The sequence below is a fragment of the Thiolinea disciformis DSM 14473 genome (assembly GCF_000371925.1).
Classification (GTDB): domain Bacteria; phylum Pseudomonadota; class Gammaproteobacteria; order Thiotrichales; family Thiotrichaceae; genus Thiolinea; species Thiolinea disciformis.
Map to the genome: position 1 here is coordinate 1 of NZ_AQVE01000003.1, position 13,791 is coordinate 13,791.

Sequence of the window (13,791 nt, forward strand, 5' to 3'; positions counted from 1 at the left end):
GAGCCGATAGCACCTTGAAGCAACTCTTGGAACGGTTGACACCTTTCAAACTGGCATTGTATTGCACGGATGATTGGGGCGCTTATGAGCGTTTATTGCCTGAAGATAAGCATTTAATCACTAAGCGCTACACACAAAGCATTGAACGGCAAAACCTGAATTTGAGGATTTGGATTAAACGTCTAGCACGCAAGACGATCTGTTTTTCTAAGTCTATCGAGATTCATGACAAAGTCATTGGAACCTGTATCGAAAGACGCTTCTTCAACTCCTTTAAATCATGACCAGACCACTTTCATAAAAGCCATTTTATTCTATTTTGCTTTTTAGTTACCTTAGGACATACTTATGTTTTCACTAAAACGTTATTGGCAAAAGCTCTCCGGCAAATTATGGCTGCGACCTACGCTGTCTAGTGCTTTTGCTATTTTTATGGCGGCGTTTGCCTACTGGTTTGGTCAGAATTTTGACTCAATATTAGATTTTAATATTAGTGAAGACACGCTTCTGATGTTGCTAGGTATCTTTACTTCAAGCATGTTATCGGTAGCCACTTTTACCGTCTCTGCCATTGTCACTGCTGCATCATCCGCCTCTAACTCAACCACGCCACGTGCATCGCAGTACGTGCTCAATGATGGTGTCGCACAATTCGTTCTATCCACTTTTATTGCCGCTTTTATCTACTCAATTGTTGGTATTTTCTCTCTAAAAGTCTTGCACTATGGCTCAGCAGGGCGCTTTGTCTTATTTCTTGGGTTAATTTTCATTGTTGTATTAGTGCTGATCGCGCTGATCAACTGGATTGATCATGCTATACGCTTAGGTCGACAATCCACTATTGTCAATAAACTAACGGAAGCCACAGTAGCTAGCATCGATCCTGCGGTTATTGGTACCTTTGGTGCGCAACGTTGGCAAGGTGATGTACCTGCAAATAGCGTAGCGCTTTATCCACAACAGTTTGGCTATGTCACTGATTTGGATATGCCACGTTTACAAAAACAAGCTGAGCGGACTAATACACAGTTAATTATTAATACCCGCCCCGGAGAAATTGTAGAAATTACCTCACCTATTGCCTATATCACCCCTGCGGAGCATGCTGATGAGAACTTAGAACAGGCTATTCAGGAAGCGATTGCAACAGATACTCGGCGCCAACCACTACGTGATATACGGCATAATTTGCTGAACCTAACAGAAACCGCTGATCGTGCACTCTCACCTGGTATTAATGACCCGGGAACAGCTATTCACATTATGAATATTCAAATGAGTTTGCTTATTCAGTGGGCTAGAGTCTATTACCAACAAGACTGCTATGAGGTTCACTATGATCGCTTGAGCTTACCTACCTTAAGTGCTGCTGATTTAGTCAGTGACTGCTTTAATCCAATTGCACGAGATGGAGCGGGTATTGTGGAGGTTGGAATTCGCTTGCAAAAAGTACTACAAGCACTGACTCGTTTGGGCAGCCCTGAATTAACCGCAGCAGCTAAAGCGATGTCTAGTACCGCCTTAGAATTAGCTGAACATAGCTTAGTCGCTGCTGAGCATCGAGCTAAAGTAGCAAAAATTGCCAATGAAGTCGCCCAAGCCAGCTAAAACTTGATCTGCTTTAAAAGCTTCAGACTCTGTTTGTTCCGCTAACAACGGGTAAATTCCATAAAAAAAGGCCGCATTAGCAGCCTTTTTATAGCTCGAATGTATTTCTATTTCTAATTAGCGAACTGCTTTACGAATGCCTGGTTGGTCGGTAGCGTCAATTTCAAAAGGATCATCCTGCCCCAACTCTGCTTGTTCAATACTGCGTGCAAAGTGACGATAAATATACCAGTCCAAACTAAACCAACGCCCTGCCCCCATAAAAAATAGCGATAATAACAGCACAAAATAAGTCACATATAATTCAACTGGCGTCCCCTGCAGGGAAGGATAGCCATGCTGCATCACAAATTGCTTAGCAGTATCAACTAAGGGTACGCCGCCTAGTGATAGCATGGCGGTGACCACCATGCCAAATAGCATGGCTAAGACAGCCCAACGTACCGCAAAACCAAAGATTAATAAGGTAGCACCAATCACTTCAATCAAGCCAATGGTCAAAACGATGGTTTGTGCACCCATGCCGAACACGAATGAATTACTGAGCGCATCGACGCTGGCTTGAAAAGTGACCGGATCAATCCAGGTCATAGGGTTATACCAAACGAAATTCGCCGCCGAAAACAAGCCTAAATGTTTGACACCAGACACCCAAAAAATGGGGGCAAGAAATAAACGAATGGCAAGTGGTGCTAAGAAATCAAAAACCCGCATCCACTGCAGGCTAAAGAACCCGAGCAAAAATTTCATGACAACTCCTAAAATTATCGGGGTAAAAGCGTTATAAAACAGAAAAACACGCAATCCATACGTATTCAGTAGAAGGAATTATATACGCTGTACGGAGAGGTGTCCGTTACCTGTATCAATATTTAACGCGAAAGTGCGCTGATTACGCGGAAGACACTAAGGCAGGACGGGTATAAGCCTTTGTTTTCAAAAACGCATGGCTACGAATTTGTTGAATGACCGAATCCGCATCTAGTCCACACATAATCAGTTGTTGTTCGCGTAGGGCGTGTTCGATATAAGTGTCGGGGATACCGATATTTAAGACAGAAACCTCTAAGGATTCAGCGTGAAAAAATTCATTGACTGCACTGCCCGCACCACCTTGTACGGCATTGTCTTCTAAGGTCACAAACAGTTCGTGGTCTTTGCTGAGTGTACAGAGCAAGGTTTCATCCAAGGGTTTTACAAAACGCATATTGATCAAGCTAGCATCTAATACATCAGCAGCTTTCTGGGCGGACTCTAATAGCGATCCAAATAACAAAATAGCAATACCCGTCTTACCATGACGCAATACTTGAGCTTTGCCAATCTCTAACGCACGCATGGCCGTTTCAGGGAGGGTGCCAATGCCTTTACCGCGTGGGTAACGCACTGCCGCAGGACCATCATGTAAAAAGCCGGTATAAAGCATTTGGCGGCACTCATCCTCATGGGCTGGCGCCATGACGACCATATTGGGAATACAACGTAGATACGACAAATCATAATTCCCCGAATGCGTTGGGCCATCGGAACCTACTAAACCAGCCCGATCAATGGCAAATAACACCGGTAAATTCTGAATCGCCACATCGTGAATCAGTTGATCATAGGCACGTTGCAAGAACGTGGAATAAATGGCTACTACGGGTTTCAAACCCTCACAGGCAAAACCAGCCGCTAGCGTAACCGCATGTTGCTCAGCAATCGCCACGTCAAAATAACGTTCAGGAAATTGTTCCGAAAACTTCACTAAACCAGAACCTTCACGCATCGCTGGCGTGATACCAATCAAACGCTGATCTTGGGCTGCCATATCGCAAAGCCAATCGCTGAAGACTTCGGTATAAGTAGGAGAAGATTTACGAACGGCTGCTACGACGCCTTTTTGCAAATCAAAAGGACTGACTCCGTGATACATGCAAGGATCTTCTTCGGCTGGCTCGTAGCCTTTACCTTTTTGCGTGACTACATGCAGTAAACGTGGGCCTTTCATCTGGCGCAAATTACTTAGGACATTCACCATTTCATTCACATCATGACCATCAATCGGCCCGTAGTAATGAAAACCCATTTCCTCAAATAAAGTGCCCGGCAGAACCATGCCCTTCATGTGTTCTTCGGTAAGTTTGGCAAGTTTGGATAGAGAACGACTACTCGACAGTACTTTTTTGCCACTTTCACGCATCGTCGAATACATGCGGCCTGATAATAAGCGGGTCAAATATTTATGCAGTGCGCCGACATTGGGCGAAATCGACATTTCATTATCATTTAATACCACAAGCAAATCAGCATCCAAATCACCCGCATGATTTAAAGCTTCATAAGCCATGCCAGCCGTTAAGGCCCCATCCCCGATGACAGCAATGGCTTGATAATCTTCTTGCTTTTGGCGTGCTGCCAGCGCCATGCCTAAAGCAGCGCCAATCGAAGTACTTGAATGCCCCACGCCAAAGGTGTCGTAAGGACTTTCACAACGCTTGGGGAATCCGGCTAAACCATCCTGCTGACGAATCGTGTGCATTTCGTCACGGCGGCCAGTAAGAATTTTATGCGCATAGGCTTGATGCCCCACATCCCATACTAAACGATCTTTCGGCGTATCGAAGACATAATGCAAGGCCACCGTCAGCTCGACAGTCCCCAAATTCGAAGAAAAATGGCCACCACCTTTGGAGACGCTTTTAAGCAAAAAATCACGAATCTCAGTGCATAATTCAGCTAGGGCTTCAGGAGGTAATTGACGCAAATCAGCGGGGGATTGGATCGTTTCGAGCATAAGCGTCAACCTCTATATTGTTGCCTTTTGTCTAATGTTATGCGCCATCCATTGGGCTACATGACTGTTTACAGTTAAAAGATACGCTTGACGGTAAAATCTGCTATTTCCCGTAATTCTTGCGTCGGTAAAGCGAGATCCTGTAAAGCAGAAAGTGCTTCTTGGTGTAGCATTTGCAATTTTTCTTTGGCTGCTTTCATACCAATAATCGATGGATAAGTTGGTTTATTCGCTGCCGCATCCGCGCCACGGGTTTTGCCTAAGACCTGCGTTTCACTTTCCACATCCAGAATATCGTCTTGCACTTGAAAAGCGAGACCTAAGCATTTTGCATAATGATCCAAGCGTTCCAACTGCTCAGGGCTGATCGCAGGGGCACAATAAGCACCTAATAAAACACTAGCACGAATTAAGGCGCCGGTTTTATGGATGTGCATATTTTCCAATTCAGGCTCAGATAAAATATGGCCAACGGCTTGTAAATCAAGCATTTGTCCACCGACCATACCCTGCGAACCTGCTGCGCGTGATAATTGCATAATCATTTGCAAACGTCGTGCAGGCTCAGTCGTTAACTCAGGTGATGCTGCGAGGAGATGAAATGCTAAAGCTTGCAGTGCATCGCCAGCCAAAATAGCAGTTGCTTCGTCAAAAGCACAATGACAAGTGGGTTTACCACGGCGCAAGGTATCGTCATCCATGGCGGGCAAATCATCATGGATCAACGAATAAACGTGAATACATTCAAGCGCGGCGGCAGGAATATCAAGACAATCCAAAGACACACCTAAGGCCTCACCAGTAGCATAAACCAATAAAGGACGCATACGCTTGCCACCATTTAACATCGAATAACGCATCGCACGGTGTAAACGTTCAGGAAGTAGTGCTTCAGCAGGTAAAATGCGCTCTAAAACTACTTCAATGCGCTGTTGGTAGGATTGTAAAGTAGCGCTTAAATTCATTCCACGGATGCATCCAAAGCAGGGAAATCCGTTTCAGTTCCATCGGCACTCAGCAAACGTACGCGTTGCTCAGCGTTTTTTAACATCTCTTGGCAAAGGCGTGTTAACTGCACACCACGCTCAAATTCCTTCAAAGACTCGTCCAAGGCTAACTCACCGCGCTCCATGCGCTGTACCAAGCCTTCTAATTCAGCAAGTGCTGCTTCAAAATCAAGAGCTGGCGTTGGGGTAGTGGTTTTCTTAGCCAATTCTAAACACTCCGCACTGCTCTATTCGGTTTTCTGATCAGGGCGAATAGCATCATAAGTAGCCAATTGCTCGGGCGTGGCTGGCTTTTGAAATTTATCCTTAAACGCGTTATATGGCATACCATAGATGACTTCGCGTGCTTGCTCATAATCCATCGTTAGCCCTTGGGCTTGTGCGGCACCGTGATACCATTTCGACATACAATTACGGCAAAAACCCGCCATATTCATTAAATCGATATTTTGTACGTCCGTACGCTTTTGGAAATGCTCCACTAATTTACGCCATGCCGCCGCTTCAATCGCTAACTGAGTTTGCTCGTCCATATTATTTATCCCCTAAAACGCACAAAGCTTTAAACGAAAGTCTACATTATCCTGCCACTGTTTGCCGCGTTCTGACAACAAGTCCAGCTCGACAAAGCGCAAGGAAAAACGCTGTTTACCAGCACTAATTTCAGGATAAACATTGGTCGGCTTATCCATTTCAATTTGTAGCATTTGATAGTTTTTGGTGGAGCTTAAAGAAGCTTGATAAAAACCAGCTTTGGCGACCTGATCAGTACCTTCGCAATACGTGCGAATTAGCTCTAGAATATAGCCCACGCCATTAGCCGTCACGACAAAAGGCTCGCCCCAGCTCAGTAAATCGGCTGTTCGTATACTTGCTTCTTGTCCCAGCCAATGATTCAACAAAGGAATATCAAAACCATTTAAGCCACCTGGCAGAGTCGTGCGCTGGCGTAGCTGGCTAAATAGCATATTGGCGTGCAAATGTTGGCCAAGGGAACCACGTATTTTATAAAGACGATCCAAATGATTTTGTAAATTGTCTAGAGTATTTTGTTGTTCGACTTCAGTTTCAATAGAACGGCGTGCTGACTGTACGATGCGGTCAATTTCTTTAATAACATCGCCTTTCAGGTCAATACGGGCGGCAAGATTATAAAGCTCTAAAATGACATGCAAGGCCGCCAAGGTATCCGATTGATCGGGCTGACTTGTGTGATAATTGAAGCGCCTGACCAGTAACTCCAGCCGCAGGAAAAGCCTAATCTTTTCATTCAGCGGTTGTTCGTATGTGATCATAAAAAAACTCGTAGGGTTAAGAAAAATCTAATCTGCAAACAGAAACCAACCCTATTAGAGTAAGGTTAGGGTGTTGCTAGACTGACTAATTTTTCATGTAATAACAAGATTTGAGACTCAAGCTGCTCCATTGAGGTTGTATTGTCCAATACATCAGTGGCGTATTGTAAACGCTCTGATCGTTCAGCTTGCACCGCGATTATACCTTTTATCTGCTCAGCGTCACTACCATCTCGTGCCATAACGCGCTGAATTTGCTGTTCAGGCAAGCAATCCACCACAATAATCCGATCAAACAAAGGCTGATAACCCTTCTCTACCAACAAGGGAATATCCACCATCACATAAGGCGGATGATTTTTGGCTATCTGTTCAACTTCGATAGTGATGCGACGACGAATGGCAGGATGCAGAATCGACTCAAGGCGTTCACGTGCCTCGGCATGTTGAAAAATATGGGCGCGCATCCAAGCACGATTTAAGGATTGATCAGGATTAAGGGCCTCATCGCCAAACATTTGCGCAATATATTGCAAGGCAGGTTGGCCGGGCAGGACCACTTCACGGGCGATGCGATCCGCATCCACAATGGGCACACCAAGCCGCGCAAATACTGCAACTGCCTGACTTTTCCCGCAGCCAATGCCACCCGTAATGCCAACTTTTAACATGAGCACATGATCAATGAAATAATAAAAGGCCGGTTTGCAGTCCAAACCAGCCTTAAATAAAAAGCAATACCACTAATGCTTAGAATTAAGCAGTTTGTGCTAATGCGCGAATATGAGCATTTAAGCGGCTTTTATGGCGAGCTGCTTTATTCTTATGAATGATGCCTTTGTCTGCTGTCGAATCAATCACAGAAACCGCTGTTTGATAGGCAGCAACCGCAGCATCACGGTCTTTCGCTTCAACCGCCTTCAATACACCTTTGATTTGCGTGCGCAGGCGTGAACGCAGGTTTTTATTATGCATACGACGCTTTTCGGATTGACGAACGCGCTTTTTCGCTGAGGTTATATTAGGCAAAGTGTTTCTCCGCAAAACCGATCTAAAACTGAGGCGCGTATTATGCAGATATTCACTCGGCGCTTCAACTTTTTATTGTGAAAAGTCACCAAAATAAGTGTTTTACTGAATATGTTTCAAAATCCCATCCAGCTCATCCAGACTATTGTATTCAATAATGAGCTTACCACGCCCTTGTGGACTATGCCGAATCGCCACCCGTGCACCCAATTGATCGCCCAATTGCTGCTGCAGTTTTAAGACATCGGGCGACGTTTTTATCAGCGGCTTTTCTGGCTGCCCTGCTAACAAGGTTTTGACTAAACGCTCGGTTTCACGCACCGATAATTGGCGTTCAATCACTTTTTGGGCGCTTGCAATTTGCAGCTTACTTTGAGTGAGTGCTAACAAAGCGCGTGCATGACCCATTTCTAATAAGCGCTGCTCCAACATATGCTTCACTTCAGGTGTCAATTCCAGCAAACGCAAGGCATTTGTCACCGAAGCACGCGAACGACCAATCGCTTCCGCAAGTTGTTGATGCGTGAGACCAAATTCCGTGATTAAACGCTTTAGCGCTTGCGCCTGCTCCAAGGCATTTAAATCTTCACGCTGAATATTTTCAATCAAGGCCATAGCCGCAGCAGCTTGATCGGGAATATTGCGAATGACACAAGGAATGGTGCTTAAACCCGCTAGCTGCGAAGCGCGCCAGCGTCGCTCACCGGCAATGATTTCATACCCACCGACCGCCAAGCGACGCACCACAATAGGTTGTACCAAGCCTTGCGCTTTAATGGAGTCTGCCAAAGCTTGTAAGGCGTCTGGATCCATGTGGCTACGGGGTTGATAAACACCGGGTTGAATACGTTCAATCGGCAGGTTTTTTAGCGTCGTCTCTTCGGTATTCGCTTGGGAGACGAGCTTCGCTGAGCTGAGCAATACATCTAAACCGCGCCCTAAACCGGGTTTCTTTACCATGCTATTGTTTCCACATGCTCATCAGGATAATCGTGACGCAGCATCTCCGCTGCTAGCGCAAGATAGGCTAAGGCACCTCGCGAGCTTTTATCATAGCCTAAAACCGGCTGGCCATGACTAGGCGCTTCTGCAAGGCGCACATTGCGTGGAATAGCGGTGTGATAAACCTTATTGCCGAAATAGTTTTGCAATTGATCCGAGACTTCGCGCGCTAAATTACTACGCGGGTCAAACATGGTGCGCACAATCCCTTCAATTTTCAGGCTGGCATTAGCGCTACTGGCAATTTCTTCGATGGTATTGACCAAAGCACTTAGGCCTTCCATGGCGTAATATTCACACTGCATGGGAATCAATACACTATCTGCTGCGACTAAGGCATTAACGGTGAGCATATTCAAGGAAGGCGGGCAATCCACTAGGATAAAATCATAGTTTTGGCGAATGCTTTGCAAAGCATCTCGTAAACGGTATTCGCGCCGATCTTGCTGCATTAATGCCACTTCGGCAACCGTCAAATCGGGCGTTCCGGGCATTACGGACAAAAATCCATCGGGCAATAGACGCACAATTGCTTCGGCTTGTGCATTTCCCAAGAGCACATCATTCAGTGAAATCGCTTGATGATGCTTATCAATACCTACCCCTGTCGTGGCATTGCCTTGTGGATCCATATCAACCAAAAGCACATGACGCCGCATTGTCGCTAAGGAGGCTGCCAAATTCACTGTTGTCGTCGTTTTACCAACGCCGCCCTTTTGATTAGCGACTGCAATAAGCTTGGTCATGAACAATTCCGTGTATGTATTGCTAAGCAATACGCTGCAATTCGAGTAAGTGACGCTCTGCATCCAAGCTGGGAACATGCAAACGGTGAGTTCGGGTTAACTGCCAGCCTGGTGGTAGCTCAGCTAACTCATCGTTAGGGACACGCCCTTTCATCGCATATAACACGCCATCTGCTTGTAAATGAAGTGCGGTAAAAGTAACAAAATCAGCCAGTGAAGCAAAGGCACGACTGACAATAGCCGGAAAGGCTTGTTCGGGTCGCCATTGCTCTACGCGAGCTTGCACTACTGTGATATTTTTCAAACCCAGCTCTAAGGCTGCCTGTTGGATAAAGCGCGTTTTTTTACCATTGGTATCCAACAAAGTAAACTGATGATCCGCTTGGACAATGGCTAAAGGAATACCGGGCAATCCAGCACCACTACCCACATCCAAACAACGGTCATGCTGAATAAATGGCGCAACGCTCAAACTATCCCAAAGATGCACAGGCAGCATTTGTGTAGGATCGCGTACGGCTGTCAGATTATAAACCTGATTCCAACGCTGCAATAATTGCAAATACTGTGCTAATTGCTGTAATTGACGCTCGGACAAGTTTAGCCCAAGCGCCGCTAAGGCGGATTGCCACAGGATTGGAATTTGCATTAGGCTTGTTTACGCAAACTTTGCGCCATTAACGATTGTTTTTTCAAATGCACTAAGAGCAGCGAAATAGCAGCGGGCGTAACGCCTTGAATCCGAGCGGCTTGACCAATACTTACTGGTCGTTGATCCAATAACTTTTGGCGCACTTCATTGGATAAACCACTCACTTGGTTATAGTCCAACTGTTCCGGCAATAGCGTTTCTTCGTGGCGACGTTGACGCTCAATTTCATCCTGTTGGCGATCAATATAGCCTGCATACTTGAATTGGATTTCGACCTGCTCGGCAACCCTATCATCCTCCACACGCCCACCCACAGCAGGAATACTGGTTAAGGAATCATAGGTCACATTAGGGCGGCGCAGTAATTCTGCCAATTTATAACCGCGACTGAGTACATCACCAAACACACGCTGCGTATCTGCTTCGCTGACATGCTGTGGGCTTAGAGACAGATCGCGCATACGCTGCACTTCGCGCTCAATCGCTTCACGTTTGGTGCAAAACGCTGCCCAACGCACATCATCCACTAAACCTAATGTGCGCCCGATTTCAGTTAGACGTAAATCGGCATTATCTTCACGCAGCAATAGGCGATGTTCCGCACGACTGGTGAACATGCGATAGGGTTCTTTTGTGCCATTGGTGATTAAATCATCGACTAATACACCCATATAAGCTTGATCACGCCGTGGACACCAGCCTTCTTTATCCTGTGCTTGCAGCGCGGCATTCACACCTGCTAATAAGCCTTGTGCCGCTGCTTCTTCATAACCTGTGGTGCCATTGATTTGGCCTGCAAAGAACAAACCATTAATCGCTTTGGTTTCTAAGGTCGGACGCAGATCGCGTGGATCAAAGAAATCATACTCAATCGCATAGCCAGGGCGCGTGATATAGGCATTTTCAAAGCCTTCCATCGAGCGTACTAAGGCCAATTGCACATCAAAGGGTAAACTAGTGGAAATCCCATTCGGGTAAAGCTCGTAGGTGTCTAAGCCTTCTGGTTCTATGAAAATCTGATGGCGCTCCTTATCCGCAAAGCGCACTACCTTATCTTCAATCGACGGGCAGTAACGCGGGCCTATGCCTTCGATTTTGCCTGTATACAGTGGGGAACGATCCATACCACTATGAATAATGTCATGGGTTTGCTGATTGGTGTGCGCAATGTAGCAGGAGATTTGACGCGGATGCTCAGCGGCTGAACCTAAGAAAGAGAAGACAGGCGTTGGCATATCACCTGCCTGTTCTTCCAGCTTAGTGAAATCGACGGAACGCGCATCAACACGCGGCGGTGTACCGGTTTTCAAGCGCCCCACACGCAATGGCATTTCGCGTAAACGTTGCGCCAAGGCAATGGAAGGCGGATCGCCCATACGCCCACCACCGTAGTTTTCTAGACCAACATGGATTTTACCCGCCAAGAATGTGCCCGCCGTCAATACCACGGTTTTGGTCATGAAGGTGATTTGGGTTTGTGTGGTGACTCCTACCACCCGATCACCTTCTAGCACTAAATCATCCGCCGCTTGTTGGAAGATATCTAAATTAGGTTGGGCTTCGACAATGGCTCGCACCGCCGCTTTATAACGAATCCGATCCGCTTGCGCTCGCGTGGCACGTACCGCAGCACCCTTGCTGGAATTCAAAATGCGAAACTGAATACCACCACGGTCGGCAGCATGCGCCATAGCACCACCCAAGGCATCGATTTCCTTGACCAAATGCCCCTTACCAATCCCACCAATCGCCGGATTGCAACTCATCTGCCCCACCGTTTCGATATTGTGAGTCAGCAATAAGGTTTTACAACCAGTACGCGCGGCTGCTAAAGCCGCTTCCGTACCAGCGTGACCGCCGCCAACGACAATCACATCATAAGAATGGGGGTAACGCATGAAATTCGCTCGTGCTTGAAAAAGCTTAGAAATTTTAAAAGTGGAGTATTGTAGTATGGAATGCTTTTAGGCTCACTATGAATTTTTGTAAAAAACCACTAAGATCATATTTAATTACATAGTTAACTATACATTATGCAGACCTTACTCACGACTAAAACTATCTCTATGACTGAATTACGCGAACCTGCCAAAGTCTTTAGCCAAGCAGGTGATACACCGATTGCGATTTTAAACCGCAACCAAGTGGTAGGCTATTTTGTCCCCATCAGCGCGGTTGAAACGGTTCAAACTCGCCCCGCTAGTCTAGATGCAGTCAAACAAGCCTTTAGTTCTCAAAAACACAGGCTTGCACCCGCATTACACTATTTACGGGATAAGTAATGGCCTTTGTCTTGCTCAGTTCCGAAGATATTGAATATTTACATCAGCAAGTTTTGTATGAGGGGGAACTCGTCGGTTTCGCGGGTGATAAATCGCTAGTGAGTGTTTTGGCACGGGTTGAAAACCGTCTAACTTATGGTCTGATTAAAGATGTGTACGAACTAGCAGCTACTTACGCGACGGTTTTAACGGCAGGACATGTATTCAATGATGGTAATAAACGCACTGCATTTACTACCATGAATATTTGCTTAGTGCTAAATGATATTGAACCTGAATTTGACGTGATTCAAGCGGCGGATTGGATTATTGAGGTTGCTCAAAGCAAACGTGATGAACAAGATTTGGCAGCTTGGTTACGTAGTCAATCATCGATTACTTGATTTGGTCGTGCTTTAGATGAGTTGAGTAGTACCTTAAATAAGGTGAACCACCTATATTTCGCTGTTTGCTAAGCTTGTGTAATGAGATTAGAAAATTAACAAGTAAATAGCGTTTCAACGCTTTAACTGTAGTATTCTATTAATGCTTCTAAAATTAACTTATTTTTGATGCTTTTATGAAAAACTCTCTTATTAGTCGAACAATTATCTTAGCCTTATTGTGCTTTTTTAACACAACAGCATTATCTCAAAAAATATGGCATGAGGAAAAAATTGGATATCAAATCAATCACCACATCTCATTTATAACATGTCCGAGATTCTCAGCAAAAAAGACCCTATCACTCCACCCCCAAATTATGAGTCATTCTTAATAACTTTTACTGAGGATAAAAAGAATAATTATAAACAACTAAGCCGCACTCTAATGCCTCCAATTTCAACCAAGCTGAAGAAAATTATTTTTTCGAAAAATACTAAAAATCCGTTTAGAGAAATCTACTCTGACTTTTATAATATTAAAAATATGAAGTATCGCGACAAATGCCCTTATCGGCAAATAAGTCTAGATATAGATAAAAACCCAATAACTCAAGAATGGTTTATTATCTCACCTGTAACAGGCTGCATTGCAGGGCAATACTCTACCACTAACAATAATCAACATATTTGGCTATTACAAAAACAAAAAAATAACTATATTATTTTAGCTGAAGGCGAAAGCATTTTAATGGACATCAATGGATCAAAATCCTATCCAGACCTTAAAATAACCTACTACCTTAGTAGCGTAGTTCCTCCTCACCCTATTCTAGCTTGTGGGTCGGCAATACAAAAGTGGTCTTTTGATACTAGACAACAACGTTACCGCTATCAAAAACAACTTGCTTTTATCAATGCAGATTGTCCAAATGAAATGGATTATGATCTTCCAGAAAAAACTTCATCCAATGGATGAAAAAATATCCGAATCTGTTTAAATAGAATTAACTTAAGGACTATTTATGTTTA

At 44.9% G+C, this 13,791-nt stretch carries 17 protein-coding genes; 5 read left to right on the plus strand and 12 right to left on the minus strand.

What is annotated here, in order from left to right:
• Both A3IE_RS0102815 and A3IE_RS0102820 read left to right on the plus strand, forming a co-directional pair.
• On the plus strand, positions 1-284 hold a 284-nt coding region (locus A3IE_RS0102815), incomplete at its 5' end, for an IS1 family transposase (RefSeq protein ID WP_020394068.1).
• A 64-nt stretch (positions 285-348) separates the two neighbouring features.
• Positions 349-1,608 (plus strand): DUF2254 domain-containing protein, encoded by a 1,260-nt coding sequence (locus A3IE_RS0102820; RefSeq protein WP_020394069.1) that lies wholly within the window; start codon positions 349-351, stop codon positions 1,606-1,608.
• Positions 1,609-1,725: 117 nt separating this feature from the next.
• Here A3IE_RS0102820 and A3IE_RS0102825 read toward each other — a convergent pair whose 3' ends face one another.
• The 12 genes from A3IE_RS0102825 to mnmG form a co-directional block, all read right to left on the minus strand.
• On the minus strand, positions 1,726-2,358 hold the full coding sequence (locus A3IE_RS0102825) for a DoxX family protein (protein WP_020394070.1): 633 nt from the start codon (positions 2,356-2,358) through the stop codon (positions 1,726-1,728).
• Positions 2,359-2,500: 142 nt separating this feature from the next.
• On the minus strand, positions 2,501-4,384 hold the full coding sequence (gene dxs / locus A3IE_RS0102830) for a 1-deoxy-D-xylulose-5-phosphate synthase (protein WP_020394071.1): 1,884 nt from the start codon (positions 4,382-4,384) through the stop codon (positions 2,501-2,503).
• 74 nt (positions 4,385-4,458) lie between these two features.
• Complete coding sequence (gene ispA, locus A3IE_RS0102835) at positions 4,459-5,349, minus strand: (2E,6E)-farnesyl diphosphate synthase (RefSeq protein ID WP_020394072.1); 891 nt, start codon at positions 5,347-5,349, stop codon at positions 4,459-4,461.
• Positions 5,346-5,597 (minus strand): exodeoxyribonuclease VII small subunit, encoded by a 252-nt coding sequence (locus A3IE_RS0102840; protein WP_020394073.1) that lies wholly within the window; start codon positions 5,595-5,597, stop codon positions 5,346-5,348. Before A3IE_RS0102840 ends, ispA begins: the two co-directional genes overlap by 4 nt.
• A gap of 21 nt (positions 5,598-5,618) precedes the next feature.
• A complete protein-coding gene (locus tag A3IE_RS0102845) occupies positions 5,619-5,924 on the minus strand; it encodes a DUF1244 domain-containing protein (RefSeq protein ID WP_020394074.1) in 306 nt (101 codons plus the stop codon).
• A gap of 12 nt (positions 5,925-5,936) precedes the next feature.
• Positions 5,937-6,686 carry a cell division protein ZapD gene (gene zapD / locus A3IE_RS0102850; RefSeq protein WP_020394075.1) on the minus strand — a complete coding sequence of 250 codons (750 nt, stop codon included), beginning with the start codon at positions 6,684-6,686 and terminating at the stop codon, positions 5,937-5,939.
• A 65-nt stretch (positions 6,687-6,751) separates the two neighbouring features.
• Complete coding sequence (coaE, locus tag A3IE_RS0102855) at positions 6,752-7,357, minus strand: dephospho-CoA kinase (RefSeq protein WP_026154747.1); 606 nt, start codon at positions 7,355-7,357, stop codon at positions 6,752-6,754.
• A gap of 85 nt (positions 7,358-7,442) precedes the next feature.
• The gene (gene rpsT, locus A3IE_RS0102860; RefSeq protein WP_020394077.1) at positions 7,443-7,715 is read right to left on the minus strand and encodes a 30S ribosomal protein S20; all 273 of its coding nucleotides are present in this window, start codon (positions 7,713-7,715) and stop codon (positions 7,443-7,445) included.
• 102 nt (positions 7,716-7,817) lie between these two features.
• Positions 7,818-8,675 (minus strand): ParB/RepB/Spo0J family partition protein, encoded by an 858-nt coding sequence (locus A3IE_RS0102865; RefSeq protein ID WP_020394078.1) that lies wholly within the window; start codon positions 8,673-8,675, stop codon positions 7,818-7,820.
• Positions 8,669-9,463, minus strand: coding sequence for a ParA family protein (locus tag A3IE_RS0102870; protein WP_020394079.1), 795 nt, complete (start codon positions 9,461-9,463; stop codon positions 8,669-8,671). Before A3IE_RS0102870 ends, A3IE_RS0102865 begins: the two co-directional genes overlap by 7 nt.
• A gap of 22 nt (positions 9,464-9,485) precedes the next feature.
• Complete coding sequence (rsmG, locus tag A3IE_RS0102875) at positions 9,486-10,112, minus strand: 16S rRNA (guanine(527)-N(7))-methyltransferase RsmG (RefSeq protein ID WP_020394080.1); 627 nt, start codon at positions 10,110-10,112, stop codon at positions 9,486-9,488.
• Positions 10,112-12,013, minus strand: coding sequence for a tRNA uridine-5-carboxymethylaminomethyl(34) synthesis enzyme MnmG (gene mnmG, locus A3IE_RS0102880; protein WP_020394081.1), 1,902 nt, complete (start codon positions 12,011-12,013; stop codon positions 10,112-10,114). Before mnmG ends, rsmG begins: the two co-directional genes overlap by 1 nt.
• A 135-nt stretch (positions 12,014-12,148) precedes the next feature.
• On the opposite strand from mnmG, the gene A3IE_RS0102885 reads away from it, so the two are divergent.
• From A3IE_RS0102885 to A3IE_RS0102895, 3 genes are all read left to right on the plus strand, one after another.
• Positions 12,149-12,397: a type II toxin-antitoxin system Phd/YefM family antitoxin gene (locus A3IE_RS0102885; protein WP_026154749.1), complete on the plus strand. Its 249-nt coding sequence runs from the start codon at positions 12,149-12,151 to the stop codon at positions 12,395-12,397.
• Positions 12,397-12,780: a type II toxin-antitoxin system death-on-curing family toxin gene (locus A3IE_RS0102890; RefSeq protein WP_020394083.1), complete on the plus strand. Its 384-nt coding sequence runs from the start codon at positions 12,397-12,399 to the stop codon at positions 12,778-12,780. Before A3IE_RS0102885 ends, A3IE_RS0102890 begins: the two co-directional genes overlap by 1 nt.
• 310 nt (positions 12,781-13,090) lie before the next feature.
• Positions 13,091-13,738, plus strand: coding sequence for a hypothetical protein (locus A3IE_RS0102895; RefSeq protein ID WP_020394084.1), 648 nt, complete (start codon positions 13,091-13,093; stop codon positions 13,736-13,738).
• The last annotated feature ends 53 nt before the right edge of the window (positions 13,739-13,791 follow it).